Raw genomic sequence first — 18,209 nt, 5'->3', positions numbered from 1 at the left:
GAACGGATAATAATGCCTGGAAGTGCCCTGTTGGGGCGGCTTCCTAAAAAAACACATGCACCCACGAAAGCAGCGTCTGCGGGAACACGCCCCACAACACCACACCTGTCAGACAGCACAGAAGTACAGCCCTCACGCCCGCACCGCCCGAAGCTGCCTGTATGGGTGCGGGGTGATTTGCCGGGGCCTCCTGCATGTACATGCGTCGTGCCACTCCAAGATAATACCAGGCGGAAATGGTGCTGCTGATCACAGCCACAAGCACCGTTACCGTATACCCTGCCGAAAAGGCTTCTTTAAAGAGCATGAATTTGCCCATAAAGCCCGCAGTCGGCGGAATGCCCGTCAGGGAAAAAAGAAAAACCAGCATGGCCGCAGCAAGGGTGGGATGCCTTGTGGCAAGACCTGTATAGTCATCCAGGTCTTCACCCGCATCAGCCAGAGGATTATTTCCCTGTTTTTTCCCGTACACGGCAAGGTAGCCCATGATGGCAAAGGCACCCATGTTCATGCACAGGTAAATGGTCAAATACGCCGCCGTGGCGCGCAGGCCGTCGGCTGTGCACGCGGCAAGTCCCAAGAGGGCATAACCCGCGTGAGCTATGGCCGAGTACGCCAGCATGCGTTTAAGGCTTGTCTGCATTACGGCAGCGATATTGCCCAGAAGCATTGTCAATGCGGCCATCAAGGCCAACGCCCCGCTCCACTGAGCGCCCAGTTGCGGCAAGGCCATGACCAGTACGCGCGCAAGCACGGCGAAACTGGCTGTTTTGGCCGCCACAGACATAAAGGCGGTCACGGTTGTGGGCGCGCCTTCATACACATCAGGCACCCACACGTGGAAGGGCGCGGCAGCCACCTTGAACCCCATGCCTGCCAGCATGAGCGCCAAAGCAACTACCAGGGCGGGCAAGGTCTGCCCGGTTGCGGCAACAGGCAGTGCCGCAGCGATCTGCACAAGCTCGGTATGCCCGGTAAGCCCGTACAGCAGGGACATGCCAAAAAGCAAAAGAGCCGACGCGAAACTGCCCATCAAAAAATATTTGATGGCCGATTCGCTGCTGCGCGGATCGCCAGTGCGCAGGGCCGCCATCGCGTAAATGGGCAGGGCCATGAGCTCAAGCCCCAGATAGAGCACAATGAGATCACCAGCCGAGGCCATTACGCACATGCCCAGTGTTGAACATACTGCAAGGCAGTAATATTCGCCCTGACGCATTTGGGCATGTGAAAAAAAACTTTCGCTCATTAACGCCGTAAAAGCAAGTGCTACTACGCAAATCGCTTTAAAGAGCGCTCCAAAACCGTCAGCGCGGAACATTCCGTCAAAAGAAACACTCCCGCCGCCCGCAGAAACTGCTACAATTGCTGCAAAAGCCGTTATTGCACCAACGACTGTCAGCCATTGCAGAAAAGCCCGCGCCCTTGGAAAAAACATGTCGGCGCACAGCAGGCCAATGGCCGTGACCAAGAGCGTCAGTTCCGGCAGCAGGGCCGAAAGTTCTTTCAGCAATGGCAGGGCAGAAAGAGGCGCTACGGATATGGCTGTCATGATAGCTCCTATGGTGTTGCCCTTGTGCCGCAAGGCACGTTGTCCGCCAACTGTATAGGCCATGTGCTGGCCTGCGGCGGGGGCGCAAACATTTATTGCCTGTGCGCGGGCCGAAACAGCGTCGTGCCGCCCTGCCCGCGATGTCGTCTAGACCAGATTACCTTTGAAATGCTTCACATTTCAAAGGTGTCATTCTGCCGAAAAATGCGATTTTCGGCAGAATCCACGCCACGTTGTGGCGCGCTGCACTCTCGTGCAGCGGTAGAGCATTTAACCTTTTCAAAGTTGAAATGCTCTAGTTTGCAGCAAAAACCGCAAAGGCCTGCTGGGTATCTGCCACCAGATGTTCCACCGTTACGTGCATGTATTCCAGCAGCGCGTTGGGGAAGATGCCGATGCCCACAATAAGCAGGCTCATGGTCAGCAAAATGGCTATCTCGCGCCCGTCAAGTTTTTCCCCGACCAGGCCGCGCACGGTTTCAGACACCTGACGGAAAAACACGCGCTGATACAGCCAGAGCATATACCACGCGCCCAATATCAGGCCCGAAGACGCCACCACCGCGGCCCAGGGCGCGCGTTCAAAGCCGCCGAGCAGAATCAGGAATTCGCCCACAAAACCGTTGGTGCCGGGCAAGCCGACAGCCGCAAGGGTAAAGACCATGAAAAAGGCCGCCAGTAAGGGCATGACCGAGGCCAACCCGCCGTAGACCTTGATCTCACGCGTGTGGGTGCGGTCATAGAGCATGCCCACGCCCAGAAAGAGCGCGCCCGTCACTATGCCGTGGTTGATCATCTGCAAAATGGAACCTTCCACGCCCTTTTGGGTCAGCGCAAAAAGCCCCAGAGTCACAAAGCCCATATGGCTGACGGAACTGTAGGCGATGAGCCGCTTAACGTCCGTCTGCGCAAGGCAGACCAGCGCTCCGTACACGATGGCGATGACGGAAAGCACCAGCATGGGCTTGAGCAGCACCCATGCGGCATAGGGAAACAGCGGCAGCGAGAAGCGCAAAAAACCGTATGCCCCCATTTTGATCAGCACGCCAGCCAGAATGACCGAGGCCGCCGTGGGCGCTTCGGTATGCGCGTCTGGCAGCCACGTGTGCACGGGCCACATGGGCACCTTGACCGCAAAAGCGGCAAAAAAGGCCCAGAACAGCAGCAGTTGCAGCCGGGGGTCAAAGTCGTTGCGCGCCAGCGCCATGATGTCGAAGGTATGCCCGCCCTTGAGGTAGAGCAGGATGATGCCCAGCAGCATCAGCAAACTGCCCAGCAGGGTGTACAGAAAGAACTTCACCGTGGCGTAAATGCGGCGCGGCCCGCCCCACACGCCAATGAGCAGGAACATGGGAATGAGCATGGCTTCCCAGAAAATGTAAAACAGCATGAGGTCAGTGGCGCAAAACACGCCCACCATGGCGCTTTCAAGCAGCAGCAGGCTGATGAAAAATTCCTTGGCCTTGACCTTGATGCTTTTGTACGACACCGCCACGCCCATCAGGGTTATGAGGGCCGTCAGCGGCAGAAACAACACGCTTATGCCGTCCACGCCCAGAGTGTAATTGATGTTCAGGCTCTCAATCCACGCGCAGTTTTCCACCAGTTGCATCTGCCACAGGCTTTTATCAAAGCGGCCCAAGGCCACAAAGCTCAGGCACAGCTCAAGCAGGCATACGGCAAGCGCGCCCAGCTTGATGGTTTCTTCGTTGCGGCGCGCAACAGCCAGCAGGGAAAGCCCACCCGCCAGAGGCACAAAGATGAGCAAGGAAAGAACAGGTACAGACATGCGATCTCCCCGCCGTTGTTAGGAAAAAAAGCCCAGTTGCAATACCAGCAGGAGCGCTGCCGCGCCCCCGGCCAGCCATGTCAGATAATGCGCCACCTGCCCGTCCTGAAGCCTGCGCAGGCTTGTGGACAGTCTGCCGATGGCGCGCGGCACACCGTTGACCACGCCTTCAATACCGCGCGTGTCCACCACGCCCAGCAACAGGTTATCCGCCAGCCACAGCGTGGGCCGCACAAGACAGGCCACATAGATTTCGTCCACCCAGTACTTGCGCGAAAACAGTCGGTACAGGCCGCTGAAAGCCCCCGCCACCTTGCCCGGCAGTTCCGGCCTGCGGCAATACATGAGCCAGGCCAGGCCGATGCCCGCAAAGCCAGCAGCTACGGAAACAGCCATCAGCCCAAGCTCCACCGCGCCGGATACATGCACGTGCGGGTGCCCCGTCACCGGAGCGAGAAACTCCGCCCAGTGGTTGGAGCCGCCCAGAACATGCGGAATGCCCAGCCAGCCCGCGGTCACAGCCCCCACGGCCAGTACCAGCAAGGGAACAATGACCACGCGCGGCGATTCGTGCAGATGCTCGCGCTGGTGCTCCGTCCCCCGAAACTGGCCCGTAAACACGCTGAAATACAGACGGAAGGAGTAAAAAGCCGTCATAAAGGCCACCAGCACGCCCACGCCCCAGGCCAGATAGCCCGTAAGCGTGCCCGCGTTGAAGGCCATGAGCAGAATTTCGTCCTTGCTGAAAAAGCCAGCCAGCCCCGGCACACCGGCAATGGAGAGCGAGGCCAACAAAAAGGTGGCGCTGGTAATGGGCATGTACCTACCAAGCCCGCCCATGGAGCGCATGTCCTGCTCGTGGTGCATGCCCAGAATTACCGAGCCGCAACCGAGGAAGAGCAAGGCTTTGAAAAAGGCATGGGTAAACAGGTGGAATACGCCAGCGCCGTAGGCTCCCACGCCGCAGGCAATGAACATGTAGGCCAGCTGGCTGATGGTCGAATAGGCCACCACCCTCTTGATGTCGGTCTGCGTGAGCGCGATGGTGGCGGCAAAGAGCGTTGTGACCGCGCCCACCACGGTGATGACGGCCAAGGCCGTGGACGACAGCGCAAACAGGGCATTGCAGCGCGCCAGCATAAACACGCCCGCCGTCACCATGGTGGCCGCGTGGATAAGCGCGCTCACCGGGGTTGGGCCTTCCATGGCGTCGGGCAGCCACACATGCAGGGGCAACTGAGCCGACTTGCCCACCGCGCCGCAGAACAGCAGCAGGCAGACAAGCGTGGGCGCGCTGACCGTATAGCCGCACAGGGTAAAGGTCATGCCCTCAAGCATTCCAGCCTGGGGCAACACATCCGCATAGTGCAGGCTGCCAAAAATGGTGAAGATGCAGAACAGCCCGAGCAGGAAGCCAAAGTCGCCAAACCTGTTGACGATAAAGGCCTTTTTGCCCGCGTCCGAAGCGGAATCCTTTTCATAATAAAAGCCGATGAGCAGATAGGACGAAAGCCCCACAGCCTCCCAGCCAAAAAAGAGCTGCAAAAAGTTGTTGCCCATGACCAGCATGAGCATGGAAAAGGAAAACAGGCCAAGATAGGCGAAAAAGCGGTAATAGCCCTTTTCGCCCCGCATGTAGCCCACGGAATAAATGTGCACCAGGCTACTGACACTGGTAACCACGACCAGCATGACCGCCGTGAGCTGGTCCACCAGAAAGCCAAAGGTCACGCGCAGGTTGCCGGAGGCTATCCATGTATGCACATCGGCATTGACGATATTGCCCGCCAGCACATCCCGCAGGGCAAGCAAGGAGCAGACAAGGGAGATGCCAATGGCCGCAATGGGCAGCCAGTGGGCGCGCTCGCCCCATTGGCGGCCGCAGATCAGGGTGAGCACAAAGGCCAGCAACGGGCACAGAGGAATAAGCAGCAAGTATATTGGCATGTTTACCCCCGCATCGTTGTTATGTCTTCGTTGCGCACGCTTTTGTGGCTACGGAACAGACAGATGACAATGCCAAGCCCCACTGCGGCCTCGCAGGCGGCAACGGTGATGATGAAAATGGTAAAAGCCTGCCCGCGCAGAGCGTCCATGAAATAGCTCATGGCCACCAGATTGAGGTTGACGCCGTTGAGCATCAATTCAAGCGAGAGCAGCATCACAATGATGTTGCGGCGCGTCAGAAACCCGGCCACACCTATGCAGAAAAGCACTGCTGCCAGCGCCATGTACCAGGAAAGGGGAATCACGCCGCGCCTCCTTGGTCTTTGTTGCCGCTCGCGCAAGGGCAGGCATTGTCTTGGGCCTGCGCCGGGGCGGGTGTGCACACCGGCTGCCTGCGCGCAAGGGTCAGGGCAGCCACCAGAGCCACCAGCAGCAGAACGCCCGCAATTTCCAGCGAAAGAAAATGGTTGGTGAACAGCTCACGGCTCAAGGCCTTGGTGTGCGTGACCTCGCGCAGGGCTTCAAGGGGCCATTGGCCCTTGCCGCCCGGTACAAAGCCAGCCACGCCCCAGAGCATGCCGCCGCACAGGGCAGCAGCCAGCGCATAGCCCACAATGGGTTTTGGGGTCAGGGCAGGCAGCCGCAACTCGCGTTGCAGGTTCACCAGAAAGAGCACAAAAAGGTACATGACCAAGATGGCCCCGGCATAGACGATGATCTGTATGGCTGCCAGAAATTCGGCCTGCAAGGTCAGGTAGACCGCCGCCATGTGGAAGAACAGCAGCAGCACCAGCAACACGCAGTGAATGGGATTGCGCAGGCTGATAGCCAGCACGCCGCACACGGTTATGACAAAGGCGCAGTATAGAAAAAATATTTCACCAAACACCGTTCCACCTCCGCAGTGGACTTGCGCTCTGTTCCGGGATGCCTCCGCAAGGAGGCCTGTCATCCACGCTCACCGCCCGTCCTGCCGTGCATACCTTTTCCGCTACGGGCAAGGAGGCCTGCAACGTACGGGCATTGCCGCAGATCAACACAGGTTTTTGGCAGATCATTGCGCAGCACCGTCCTGATTCGTCTGACCATGGCCGGGCGCGCTCGGGGTCGGCTCTGCGCCTTGCGCATGCGCAGCGCGGTGATTCTTGCCCACCCACTGCTCCGCTCCGCTCCATTCCGCATCCACCGCTACCCGTTTGGCATGGGCAAGCGCGCCTTCGGGCATATTGCGGGGGCGGCACAGGGGGTTCGCATAGCCTTTCATGTCGCCCTTCTGCGCCGCAAAGTCGTCCCAGTTGTCCAGCAGGGCCTGCTTGTCAAACTTGAAGGCTGAACGTCCGTTGGCCGCGTAAGCATAGACTTCCGTCAGCACAATGGCGTTCACCGGGCAAACCTCTGCGCAGTATCCGCAAAAAATGCAGCGCAGGGCATCGATATTATAGGCTTCCACCACACGGCTGTTATCCGCGGCGCGGCTCCAGCGAATGCGTATGCAGTGCGAGGGACATACCCGCGCGCAGCGCATACAGGCCACGCAACGGCTCTCGCCGGTTGCGGCATCGCGCACCAGGGCGTGACGCCCTCGAAAACCCGCGGCGACTACGGGTTTTTCTTCCGGGTACTGCCGCGTGATGGGGCGGTTGAACATGCGCCGCAAAGTCAGGGCCATGCCCTGGGCTATTTCTGTCTGCAACAGGGTTTGCAGCCAGTTGCGGGGCGCTTTGTACTGAATCTGCATGTCTGCTCTCCTCATCAAGAGGCTAGGGCCTTGCCCAGAGCCGTAATCACAATATTGAAGAGCGCCAGGGGGATAAGCACCTTCCAGCCAAGGGCCATGAGCTGGTCGTAGCGGTAACGCGGCAGCGTGGCCCGCACCCAGAAAAAGAAAAACATGACGCCATACACCTTGAGCACCAGCCAGAACGGCGGGAAAAAGTCCACTTCCACCGGGCCGCGCCAGCCGCCCAGAAAGCAGACCACGCCCACCGTGGCCATCACAAACATGGACGTGTATTCGGCCATGAAAAACAGGGCGTAGCGCATGCCGCTGTATTCCGTGCAATAGCCGGAAACAAGCTCGCTTTCCGCCTCGGGCAGGTCAAAGGGCACGCGGTTGGTTTCCGCCAGCATGGCAACGCAAAAGATAAAAAAGCCGATGCACTGGCGGAAGGCGAACATGCCAAAAAACGAATCGCCCTGCGCGGCCACAATGTCGCCCAGATTGAGCGAACCGGAGAGCAGCATCACGCCCACAAGGCTGAGGCCCATGGCGATTTCATAACTGATTACCTGCGCCGAGGCCCGCAACCCGCCAAGAAAGCTGAACTTGGAGTTTGAGGCCCAACCCGCCAGCACAACCCCGTAGCCGCCAAGGGAACTCATGGCGAACACAAAAAGCAGGCCGATATTGATGTTGGACAAGGCCCATCCCTCGGCCCACGGCAGGATCGCCAGCGAGGCAAAGGCAGGCACCAGACAAATGATGGGAGCAAGCATGAAAATGGGCTTGTCTGCCGCGGAGGGGATGATGTCTTCCTTGAAAAAGCTCTTGATGCCGTCCGCAATGGGTTGCAGCAGCCCAAGCCAGCCCACGCGGGTGGGGCCCATGCGCATCTGCATATGGCCGATGACCTTGCGCTCAAAGTATGTGGCATAGGCCACATGCAGCAGCACGACCACCAGAAGCACAAGAAGTTGCAGTACAATTACCAGAACATTCATGGTTTCCCTGCCAGATTGGTTGTAGCCGTAAACCCGGTTGCCCTGCGCAGCCATCGGCCTTGCAGTCTGCCCCTTGGTTTACCGGTCAGATTCTCCCAGCACCACGTCCATGCTGCCGATATTGGCGATAAGGTCGGCAATAAGCCCGCCCGGGGCAATGCTTGCCAGCGCGCCGATATGGATAAACGACGGCCCGCGCACGTGCATGCGGTAAGGCCTGCTGCTGCCGTCGCTCACAAAGTAGAAGCCAAGCTCGCCCTTGGGAGCCTCGGTGGCTACGTACACATCGCCGGGCATGTAGATATTATTGTCGTGCATGACCTGCCGCAGACTGCCGCCAAAAAGCGCTGTTTCAGCCTCGCTGCGCCACGCCCTGTAGGGCATGAGCAGGTCGGGGGCGTCTGCCGCAAGGGTCGCGCCGGGGGGGAGCTGATCCACGCACTGCTGCAGAATGCGCACAGACTGGCGCATTTCTTCCATGCGGCAGCGGTAGCGGGCGTAAATATCGCCATCGCTGCCCAGCGGCACTTCAAAATCCACCAGATCATAGGCATCGTAGGGTTCGTGCTTGCGCACATCGTAATCCACGCCCGAGCCGCGCAGGCAGGCCCCGGTGAGGCCTAGGGCCAGGGCTTCCTTGCCGTTCAGCACGCCCACGCCCACCGTGCGCTGCAACCAGATACGGTTGGTATCGAGCAGGGTTTCGTACTCAAGTATGCGCTTGGGGAAGATATTGAGAAAATCCTGCAAGCCGTCCATGAAGCGCCCTGTCACGTCCTGCCGCACCCCGCCGATGCGCGGATACGTCAGGGTGAGGCGCGCGCCGCAGAGGTCTTCAAAAAGATCCAGCAGCATTTCGCGTTCGCGGAAGCAGTACAGAAAGACGGTCATGGCCCCGATATCCAGCGCGTGGGTGGCAAGCCAGAGCAGATGCGAACACAGGCGCGACATCTCGCAGGCAATGGTGCGGATGTAACGCGCCCGCAGCGGAGCCTGCACGCCCAGCAGCTTTTCCACCGCAAGGCAGTAGCCCGTGTTGTTGGACATGGCGGCGATGTAGTCCAGCCGGTCGGTGAGGGTGAGGGCCTGCGCGTAGGTGAAGGTTTCGGCCATTTTTTCAAAGCCACGGTGCAGATAACCCACCTGCGGGTCGCAGCTCAAAATGGTTTCGCCCTCAAGCTCAAGGTCGAGGCGCAGCACGCCGTGCGTGGCGGGATGTTGCGGCCCGAGGCGCAGGCTGGTGCGGTCCTCGTCGCTTTCGTCAAAGCAGTCAAAGTCGTCAGCGTTTTCTGGCAGTTCCCTGCCCAGCAGTTCCTGCACGTTCTGACGCCCCACAGGCTGACCGTGACGCACAGGGCATTCAAGGCTCTGCTTGCGGATTTCACTCATGCTTTTCTCCCCCCTGCCAGCTCAGGGCGTCCGCCGCCCTGGCGTGTTCGCGCAATTCGGTCAGGCCAGACCATTCAGGTACACCGCGCGAGGGGATGCGCACAGGATAGGCCTTGCGCAGGGGGTGACCCTGCCAGTCATCAGGCAACAGGATGCGGCGAAGGTCAGGGTGCCCCTTGAAGTGTATGCCCATGAGGTCAAAGACTTCGCGCTCAAGCCAGTTGGCCACAGGCCACAAGGGCACGGCGGAATCAATGCCCGCATCGGGATCGTCCAGTTGGGCGCGCAACCGCAACGCACTGCGCTGATTCACGGAATACAGGTTGTAGACGACCTCAAACGCGCCAAGGCCCTCCTGCTTGCGGCGGCTGTTGTCCACCCCGCAAAGCGAGCGTAGGTGCATCATGTCAAAATGCTCCCTGACGTAGACCAGCACATCAAGGATGCGACAGTGGCGCAGCAGCACTGCCGTCTGCCCACGAAACTCCTGTATGTCGAGCACTTCCTGCGGAAAAGCCTCACGCAGCAGACGCGCTATCTCCAGGGACTCCATCGAAATTGCTCCTTGTTAATTTTCTCCTGCAACTTGATAAAGCCGTCAAAAAGCGCTTCCGGCCTCGGGGGGCAGCCCGGAACATAGACGTCCACCGGAATAATCTGATCCACGCCCTGCGTTACGGCATACGACTGGAAAAGCCCGCCGCTGCAAGCGCAACTGCCCATGGCGAGCACATAGCGCGGCTCGGGCATCTGGTCATAAACCCTGCGCAGCACCGGGGCCATTTTTTTGCTCAGGGTTCCGGCCACCACCATGCAGTCTGCCTGTCGGGGGCTGGCGCGAAAGATGATGCCAAAGCGGTCAAGATCGTGCGTTGACGCGCCTGTAGCCATCATTTCGATGGCGCAGCAGGCAAGGCCAAAGGTCACTGGCCAGATGGAGCCGCAACGGCCCCAGTTGACCAGGGCGTTGAGCGGCCCAAGCACGGCGTTGGCGCCGGGGAAAAACCGCAGGCCGTCCTTGTGCACCACAAGCGGCTGGTCGCCATGCGCGGCGGCGCGAGTTCCTACTTCACCCATTCAAAGGCCCCCTTTTTCCAGGCATAGGCATAGGCCAGCACCAGCAGGGTCATGAAGGTCAGCATTTCCGCCAGCCCAAGGCTGCCCAGACGCACAAACTCCACTGCCCAGGTGTAGAGGAAGATGGCTTCCACATCGATGATGACAAAAAGAATGGCAACGTAATAAAATTTGATGGAAAAACGCGTGCGTGGCTCGGCGGTTGGCTCGTTGCCGCACTCATAGGGCATGAGCTTTTCGCGGTAGGGCCGACGCATGCGGAAAAACCGCCCGAAAAACAACGTAAGCACGCCAAAAAGCAGCGCAATAACAAGCAGCAGCAGAATGGCAAGATACTCTTCTCCGGCAACCGTAGGCACCATAAAAAGCCACCTTGTTGAATGTCTTCGTCATATTCCGGGCGGACAGGGCCGAACAATCGCACGACCCTACTCCGTCACCGGCGTCTCCTGTTGGAGCCGCCGCCAATCAACCTGAACATTCTGCCGCAAGCCCTGTCGGACACGGCAGTGAACAAAAACACTTTCTAGCGGACAACAGGCCTGTTGCGCTGCAACTGCTCGGCAAATTCCTGCCGCTTTTCCTGACTGGCCGCATCCGGCGTGGAGAATTGCAGACAGCTCATGGCGCAGGTCGTTACGCAGGCAGGCTTGAGGCCCTGATCAATGCGGTCGCGGCACAGGTCGCACTTATCCACCTTGCCGGTCTGGGCGTTCCACTGGGGCGCGGCCCAGGGGCAGGCGGTAATGCAGGCTTTGCAGCCCACGCAGGCCGAGGTTTCCACATAGACAATGCCATCGTCCCTGCGGCGCATGGCCCCTGTAGGGCAGGCCTTGACGCACCAGGGATTTTCACAGTGAAAGCACGAGGTGTACACAAAACCCAGCGCGGGCTTGGGTTCGGTCTGCTCCACGGAAAGAACACGGCAGAAAAAAGCCCCCGGCCCGCCGTTGTGCAGGCTGCGGCACTGAACCTCGCAGGCCTTGCAGCCTATGCAATCCGCCGAATTGTGCATGACAATATATTTGCTCATAACCATCCTCCCACGCGGCTCGGTGGGTTGTTCCCGTAAATTTCTTTGCAGTATCAGGCCATGCCTTTGACAATATCCTAGGCAAAGTCCGCCTAGGCAGCCCCGGAACCGGCCACCTTCTCCAGCGTGACAAAATGCTCCTGCATGGCAAGACCGCCGCCGCCCATATCCTGCATGCCCAAGCCGCCGCGCAGGCACTTGCTGTCAGAGATTCCCTTGTGAAAAGCCCGGCTTTCGCAAGGCAGATCGTGGCCAAAGCCATGCACCACAAAGATGGCCTCAGGATGGATGGCAGAGGTGATCTTGACCCCGGCCTCGCCCATGGCATTGCCCGCAGCATCACGCACGCGCACCCTGTCGCCAGGGTTGATGCCAGCGGCCTTGGCCTTTTTGCTGTTGATCCACACCGTATTTTCAGGAACCTGCTCAAGCAGCAGAGGATTATTGATGGTATGGCCCTGGGTATGCACGGCCACGCGCCCAAAGGTAATGCGGTAGGCCCCCTCGGGCGGCGCAACGGGCGGCGTGTAGGGGGGGAGCATATTTTCGCCGCAGCCCTTGCCGTAGCCCTCGCTGGTCAGCTCAACCTTGCCCGAGGCAGTGGGGAAGGAATAACTTGCCAGATCTACATACAGAGGCTCGCTGGTAAGCGAAACAAAGCCCTTTTCGGTAAAGTCCGCGCTGGTGAGGCCTGTCCCTTCAAGCTGAAAACGCCACACGTCCTCCGCGCTTTCAAAAACCAGAGGATCAAGCCCGAGGCGCTTTGCCAGACCGCCGATGATTTCCCAGTCGGCCTTGGTGTCGTAGCGCGGCGGGATGACGCGGTTGCGCACAAAGAACTGCGGTTTGAGGCCGTTCTTGGTGGCAATGATGCTCTCGCGTGAAAGGTAGGTGGAAAGCGGCAGCACCACATCTGAATACCAGGCGGTGTCTGACCAGGAGAACGTGACGCTCACAAGCAGGTCAAGGCCGTCAAAGCGTTTGCGCAGCGCATCGGGATCGGGATAGCCCTGCAAGGGGTCGTGCCGCCAGCACATGTAAGCCTTGACCGGAGCTGCCCCCTGCGGAGAATTGCTGATGGCTTCAAAAGCCTTGTGCAGCAAGCCCTTACCGGGGTCGAATGCCTTGTTGTCAACGCCAAGGCCATCAGCGCGCAAGCCCTTGGGCGCGGGGAAAAGATCCGTAAACTTCTTGAGCCCGGCCTTGTCGCATTCCTTGGGGGTACAGCCCGGCACTATGCCGCCCTTGACGCCCACGCCGCCCAGCAGGGCCGTAATGACCAGAGCCGTGCGTGCAACCTGAAAAGAATCCCCATACCGCGAGGTCATCCAACCGGGATGCCAGATCACATGGGGAGCCGCAGCGGCAAGCGCTTGCGCAAGGCGCACAATGGCCTGCGCATCGACCTGACACTGCTCTGCTGCCCATTCCGCCGTATAAGGAGCCACAAATTCGGCCAGTTCGGCAAAACCCGTGGTGTGGGCGTCCACATAATCCTTGTTGTAGAGCTTGCGGGTAATAAGCGTGTTGATGATGCCCAGATTGAAGGCATAGTCCGTACCGGGGCGGACAAGCAGAAAATCATTGGCCTTGGAGGCCGAAACGTTGTGGCGGATGTCAATGACCGTCAGCTTGCAGCCTTTGCGCAGGGCCTGCATGACGGTTCTGGCCTCGCCAAGGTTGATAGCTTCAAAAATGTTGCGCGTTTGCAGCACGATGTGCTTGCAGTTGGCAAAATCGTTGACGGCCATGCCGCGCCCGAGGCCCATGACGGCCTTGCAGGCGTGGTGGGTATTGAGGTCGCACGAGGTGCTGTGCGTACAGACGTTGGGCGAACCTATGCCGCGCATGAAGGCGCGGTACAGGTCGGTAAAGGGGCCGTCGCGGTCAGACCACAGCACGGATTCCCTGCCGTGTTGCTGCTGCACTGCGGCAATTTTTTGCGCAACATAGTCAAAGGCTTCTTCCCACGAAACCTTTTTCCACTTGCCCTCGCCCCGCTCACCCACGCGAATAAGCGGGCTCTGCGGGCACTCCGACTCGCGCTCAAGGGCCTTGCCGGCCACGCCGCGCGCGCACAAGGCACCCTTGAGGGGACTGTGCGGATTGCCGTAAATCATACCCACGGCACCATCTTTTATTTCTACAGAAATTGGACACCTTGCGGTGCACATTCCGCATACACTCTGAACCAACTGCATACTGCCCATAGTGCTTCTCTCGTGCGAGTAAGGGATATTGCCATCTGTCTGCGGCACGTCGCGCCAATCCAGCAATCAGCCTGAAGTGAAAAATTCTTCAGTTGTGCCGTTGCAAACATTTCCAAGCCACCGCAACTGTACTAATCTTGTCTGGTAATTTAATTAGGAAGCATTGTCGCTAGCACAGTTTTTTTTTAATTTCCAGCCAGGTTCCTGTTTTCACACACTTTCTTTAAACCCTAATTTAATTGTAGTTTTTATAACTTGAGTGCATACTCAATTTTTTTTATTTATAATTTCAATCTATTGGAAATCACATTTTTTATACAAGAGTGATAAAATATTAATTTCACATTGGTGCGGTACTACCAATCAAATTGAGAATTGGCGCGAAAAGAAATTTTGAACAATCCAATCAGTCAGTTGCAAAAACGGCGCGTTTTATCCCTTTACTCCTAAAATTTTGAAGTGTTATATTATTGTAGTGAAAATCAACGCAAATGCCTGCCAAAGGATCCACCAGCATGCCTGCGGAACGGATACCTATAGCCAACCTGAAGCCGGGAATGTACGTGCTCAATCCGGGCATTTCCTGGATCAATGCCCCGCTGCTCTACATGCGCGAGGGTCTTGTGGCCGATCAGGCAGAAATTGACGGGATCATCCAGCAAGGCTTTACCGAAGTAATTCACGATCCGGAGAGCGCCGTTCCCGCCTACGAACCAAGCTGCGGGCTACCGCGCGTGTTTTCACGCCATCTTGCGCAGGCGCAAAGAGCGCACGCTGCCGCTTACGCTCATGTAAAAGCCACCATGACTTCCGGCGTGTGCGGCAGTGCCGACATTGCAGGGGCGGAGCCCTGCGTTAAATCCATCATCCTTGCCCTCAAGCGTAATGCCAACGCCATGCTGACACTCGCCAACCTGAAAGGGCGTGACGAATACACCTACAGACACAGCGTCAACGTGGCCATTTTCGCCGTTGCCTTCGCCCGGCATCTGGGCCTCACGGATCAGCAGCAGCAACTTGCCGGTATGGCCGGGCTGTTTCATGATTACGGCAAGGCCCTAGTGCCGGGAGAAATCCTCAATGCGCCGCGCACGCTTTCCCCGCCAGAATTTGCCGTTATGCGTTCGCACGTGCTGCTCGGCTATGACGCTTTGCGCAAGATACCCAATATCGCACCAGAAATTCTGGTGGGCGCAGCCCAGCACCACGAAATGTACGATGGCCTGGGGTATCCTTACGGACTCAAAGGCTCTGCCATCGGCCTTTTTGGACGTATCATCTCTATCTGCGATGTGTATGACGCGCTTTCATCCAGGCGCGTATATAAAGAGGCCCTTTGCCCCAGTCATGCGCTGGCAATCATGTACAAAATGAACGGAACGGCATGGCCGCGCGGCTTTGCGGATTCTTTCATAAGGATGGTGGGGGTCTTCCCGCTAGGAACGGCGGTCAAGCTTTCAGATGGGCGCATGGGTCTCATAAGCAGCAGCAACCCCGATTTTCCAACCCGGCCAACTGTGATCATTGTCAGAAAATCCAGAGGGGTAGCCTACATGGAAGACAGGCTTGACCTGTCGGCGGCAAGCAAGATTTGCGTGAGCCGCGCGCTTTCATTCAAAGAGACGGAAGACTGGGATATCCCGCGCCTTTTGGGCATAACGGAATGAGAGGAATGAGAGCGGACGGGGGGGTAGTCAGCTTGCAGGCGGAGCAGGCAGGAAACGGGAAAATGAAGAAGAGAAAAAGGAAAGAGGAAAAAGAAAAGAGTAGAATCAGACAGTGCGCTTGAGCGCGGTGATTTCTTCAATCTGGCTTGGTGCAAGCTCTTGCAGAGCAAATTCCGGCCTTGCCAGATAAAAGCCCTGAGCAAGATCAAAACCCAGAGCAACAACGCTGGCAAGTTCCTCGTGGGTTTCCACTCCCTCCGCCACGGTGAGAATGCCCTTTGAACGGCAATATACAAGAATATTGGAAAGAAATTCCCTCTTGGATGCGGGCGCCTTGTGGATGGCGCGGATAAAAAAACTGTCGATTTTGAGAATCTCGGGCGAAATATTCAAAAGCCGCAGCGCATTTGAGTGGGCGCAGCCAAAATCGTCAATGGCGATAAAGGCCGCCAGCTCCGTGCGCAGCTCGCGCACCTTTTGGGCAAGGCCCTCCTCGCTGCTGGCGGTTTCTATGATTTCAAACACCATGTTGCGGCTTATGTCTTCATAGCGCGGGTGCAGATTGCGCAGCTCCCGAGCATCCAGATACTGCGCGGAAATGGCGTTGAAAAATATCTTTCTGGCGCCGAGCGAAGGGAGGTTTTTGCCCATCCAGTCAAAAATCATCCTGAAGGTCATATACTCCAGCTGGGGCAGTTTTGACTGCGCCTCTGCCAGTTGCAGCACATCAAGCGGCGAGGCAAAATGCGGGGTTGTGGAGCGCATGAGCGCCTCATAACCGTAAATTGAGCCATCTTTCAGGCTCACAATGGGCTGAAAGGCAAAGCGGATCAGCTGGCCTTCAAGCAATTCGTCCAGACGTTCCTGCCGGCTCAGGATATTGGCCTTGGCCCGGTAAACTTCTGGATTGAACCGCATGAGCGTGCCGCGATTGAAGTTCTGCACTTCAAACATGGCGTGGCTGGCATAATTCATGAGCACATCACCGGTCATGGCATCGCTGGGATACACGGCCACCCCGAGCGAGGCGCGTATACGCACAACTTCATTGGGCAGTTCAATGGTGGTGTTCAGCAGGGTTTTGCGGTTATCCTGCGCAAAACGCAAGGCGCTTTCTTCATTATCAAAACCGTGGGCAAACACTGCAAATTCGCTGCCTGCCGTGCGAGCCAGCAGCACTGCGTCATTTTCGCACATCTGCAAGGCTTCAACCACCTTGCTTATGTACAGATCGCCCCCATCGTACCCATGCGACTCATTTACGTACTTGAGATTGTCCAGACCGCACGAAAGCAGTACGCCAAATTTGCCGGGCTGCATCTGCAAGGCTTCGCGCACGCCGCGCACAAAGGCCCGGCGGTTCATGAGGCCGGTTTCCACATCATGATTCTGGTCGTGCTCGACCTGCTTTTTGCACGTCTGCGCCTGATTGATAAGAAAGGTCAGCCCGTCAGAGAGGTCGCCCATATCGTCAACCGCAGGCATGGGGTAGCCCGCGCTGAATATGAGCAGTTGCCGCGCCAGACGTTTGAGCTTGGCGTGCAGGCTTTCAAGGTGCGTGGAAAAGTGACGGCAGGATTTGGGCGGGCGGACAGACAGATCCCCCTCTGCCAGTGCCGCCGCATAGGCAGAAAGATCAGCGCAGGCCCGCGTGAGCTCGCACAGTTTCTCTGCTGTGGGCTGCTGCCCGCAGCCTTCAAATTCGGCCAGCGCAGCGTCGAATTGCCCGCGCAGCAGATTATCAAGGCCGGTTTCAATATCCATGTGCGCGCCTCAAATGTGAGCCTCAAGAAAAGTTGAAAAAAACAAATGCGGCATCAGGCCCACGCACGGGCTATGCATCAAGCTCAGCAAAACCGGCTTCCTGTATTCTGACCATACTTTCAAGCACAGCCGCGCTCACGGCATCAAGATCGCACCCATCGGGCAGGTGTTCGCCCGCCTTGCTCCTCAGCATGAGCGCATCATGGCTGCAATGCGCCAGGGCGTTGGCCGCAGCAAGCAGGCGCGCCTCCATTTTATACGTTGTGGCAAGTTCGGGCGAATGGTGCAGGTTTATGGGTTCGGTAAGCACCAGAGGCAGCTTCCACTGGTGCATCACTGCCGCCCCAATAAGCCCGTGGTCCATGCCGAGCTGCGCTGTTTCAGCCTCGGAACTGCCGCAATCTTCGGCCTGTTCCATTTCTGCCGTCTTTTCCCAGAGGTCTGGCCGTGCGGCAGCAAAAAAAATCTTGCCTACATCATGGAGCAAGCCAGCTATGTATGCCTCGTCCGGCACCATAACCAGGCGCTCGCCAGCGCAGGCAGAGGTTCCGCATACGCCGTTATCTCCGCCGAGCACATCCGCCAGGGTTCGGGCAATGGTTGCCACAGAAAGCAGGTGCTTCCAGAACGCAGCAGTATCAAAACTTTTGGGAAGCTGGGCCTCGCGTATAAACGACGACATGCCCACCATAAGCACCAGCAGACGCACTTCGCGCAGGCCCATGATGCTGATGGCTCTTTGCAGGGTAGAAACCTTGAATTCAAGCCCATACGCAGCCGAATTGGCCACAGTGAGCACACGTGTTGCGAGCCGTGGGCTTTTTTCAATCAGTGCAACGACCGAGCGCACCGAGGCATTGGAGCCTTCCTGGGTAACCGCAAACAGCAGGGGGAGCAGCTTGGGTTCAAACGGAAGCGTCGGCGGATTTTGCAAAAGCTTTTGCAAAAACAGCCTGGACTCTTTTTGAGATTGCATGGCAAAATCCTGAGCTAGGGTTTGCACTGCCCCTGCGCACGGTAACACAACTTGCCCAGGCAGATGCCTGAACTCAAAGCCTCT

Annotated in this window: 16 protein-coding genes; 1 reads left to right on the top strand and 15 read right to left on the bottom strand. The window is 57.9% G+C overall.

What is annotated here, in order from left to right; genetic code table 11:
- Positions 1-43: 43 nt before the first annotated feature.
- The 13 genes from ACUZ9P_RS09090 to ACUZ9P_RS09030 form a co-directional block, all read right to left on the bottom strand.
- Complete coding sequence (locus ACUZ9P_RS09090; RefSeq protein WP_449249459.1) at positions 44-1,552, bottom strand: NADH-quinone oxidoreductase subunit N; 1,509 nt, start codon at positions 1,550-1,552, stop codon at positions 44-46.
- Positions 1,553-1,847: 295 nt separating this feature from the next.
- Positions 1,848-3,341 carry an NADH-quinone oxidoreductase subunit M gene (locus ACUZ9P_RS09085; RefSeq protein ID WP_449249458.1) on the bottom strand — a complete coding sequence of 498 codons (1,494 nt, stop codon included), beginning with the start codon at positions 3,339-3,341 and terminating at the stop codon, positions 1,848-1,850.
- 18 nt (positions 3,342-3,359) lie between these two features.
- Positions 3,360-5,288, bottom strand: a complete 1,929-nt coding sequence (nuoL, locus tag ACUZ9P_RS09080; protein WP_449249457.1) for an NADH-quinone oxidoreductase subunit L — start codon at positions 5,286-5,288, stop codon at positions 3,360-3,362.
- A gap of 2 nt (positions 5,289-5,290) precedes the next feature.
- The gene (gene nuoK / locus ACUZ9P_RS09075; RefSeq protein ID WP_022658373.1) at positions 5,291-5,593 is read right to left on the bottom strand and encodes an NADH-quinone oxidoreductase subunit NuoK; all 303 of its coding nucleotides are present in this window, start codon (positions 5,591-5,593) and stop codon (positions 5,291-5,293) included.
- Positions 5,590-6,177, bottom strand: a complete 588-nt coding sequence (locus ACUZ9P_RS09070; protein ID WP_449249456.1) for an NADH-quinone oxidoreductase subunit J family protein — start codon at positions 6,175-6,177, stop codon at positions 5,590-5,592. Before ACUZ9P_RS09070 ends, nuoK begins: the two co-directional genes overlap by 4 nt.
- Before the next feature lie 165 nt (positions 6,178-6,342).
- On the bottom strand, positions 6,343-7,026 hold the full coding sequence (gene nuoI, locus ACUZ9P_RS09065) for an NADH-quinone oxidoreductase subunit NuoI (protein WP_449249455.1): 684 nt from the start codon (positions 7,024-7,026) through the stop codon (positions 6,343-6,345).
- Between the two features lie 14 nt (positions 7,027-7,040).
- Positions 7,041-8,009 carry an NADH-quinone oxidoreductase subunit NuoH gene (nuoH, locus tag ACUZ9P_RS09060; RefSeq protein ID WP_298993125.1) on the bottom strand — a complete coding sequence of 323 codons (969 nt, stop codon included), beginning with the start codon at positions 8,007-8,009 and terminating at the stop codon, positions 7,041-7,043.
- 78 nt (positions 8,010-8,087) lie between these two features.
- On the bottom strand, positions 8,088-9,398 hold the full coding sequence (nuoD, locus tag ACUZ9P_RS09055) for an NADH dehydrogenase (quinone) subunit D (RefSeq protein WP_449249454.1): 1,311 nt from the start codon (positions 9,396-9,398) through the stop codon (positions 8,088-8,090).
- Positions 9,391-9,951 carry an NADH-quinone oxidoreductase subunit C gene (locus ACUZ9P_RS09050; RefSeq protein WP_449249453.1) on the bottom strand — a complete coding sequence of 187 codons (561 nt, stop codon included), beginning with the start codon at positions 9,949-9,951 and terminating at the stop codon, positions 9,391-9,393. The genes nuoD and ACUZ9P_RS09050 overlap by 8 nt, the downstream gene beginning before the upstream one ends.
- Positions 9,933-10,475: an NADH-quinone oxidoreductase subunit B gene (locus tag ACUZ9P_RS09045; RefSeq protein WP_449249452.1), complete on the bottom strand. Its 543-nt coding sequence runs from the start codon at positions 10,473-10,475 to the stop codon at positions 9,933-9,935. The genes ACUZ9P_RS09050 and ACUZ9P_RS09045 overlap by 19 nt, the downstream gene beginning before the upstream one ends.
- On the bottom strand, positions 10,463-10,837 hold the full coding sequence (locus ACUZ9P_RS09040) for an NADH-quinone oxidoreductase subunit A (RefSeq protein WP_209817766.1): 375 nt from the start codon (positions 10,835-10,837) through the stop codon (positions 10,463-10,465). The genes ACUZ9P_RS09045 and ACUZ9P_RS09040 overlap by 13 nt, the downstream gene beginning before the upstream one ends.
- A 164-nt stretch (positions 10,838-11,001) precedes the next feature.
- Positions 11,002-11,508 (bottom strand): 4Fe-4S dicluster domain-containing protein, encoded by a 507-nt coding sequence (locus ACUZ9P_RS09035; RefSeq protein ID WP_209817768.1) that lies wholly within the window; start codon positions 11,506-11,508, stop codon positions 11,002-11,004.
- Between the two features lie 92 nt (positions 11,509-11,600).
- Positions 11,601-13,718, bottom strand: a complete 2,118-nt coding sequence (locus tag ACUZ9P_RS09030) for a molybdopterin-dependent oxidoreductase (protein ID WP_449249451.1) — start codon at positions 13,716-13,718, stop codon at positions 11,601-11,603.
- A gap of 515 nt (positions 13,719-14,233) precedes the next feature.
- On the opposite strand from ACUZ9P_RS09030, the gene ACUZ9P_RS09025 reads away from it, so the two are divergent.
- Complete coding sequence (locus ACUZ9P_RS09025) at positions 14,234-15,385, top strand: HD-GYP domain-containing protein (RefSeq protein WP_449249450.1); 1,152 nt, start codon at positions 14,234-14,236, stop codon at positions 15,383-15,385.
- A gap of 105 nt (positions 15,386-15,490) precedes the next feature.
- Here the strand turns inward: ACUZ9P_RS09025 and ACUZ9P_RS09020 are convergent, their stop codons facing one another.
- Positions 15,491-17,149, bottom strand: a complete 1,659-nt coding sequence (locus ACUZ9P_RS09020; RefSeq protein WP_449249449.1) for an EAL domain-containing protein — start codon at positions 17,147-17,149, stop codon at positions 15,491-15,493.
- A gap of 70 nt (positions 17,150-17,219) precedes the next feature.
- The gene (locus ACUZ9P_RS09015; RefSeq protein ID WP_449249448.1) at positions 17,220-18,125 is read right to left on the bottom strand and encodes an HDOD domain-containing protein; all 906 of its coding nucleotides are present in this window, start codon (positions 18,123-18,125) and stop codon (positions 17,220-17,222) included.
- Positions 18,126-18,209: the final 84 nt, after the last annotated feature.

Source organism: Desulfovibrio intestinivivus, assembly GCF_053570665.1.
Note: the sequence above shows the minus strand (reverse complement) of the source record. Positions and strands in the feature narration are given on the sequence as shown.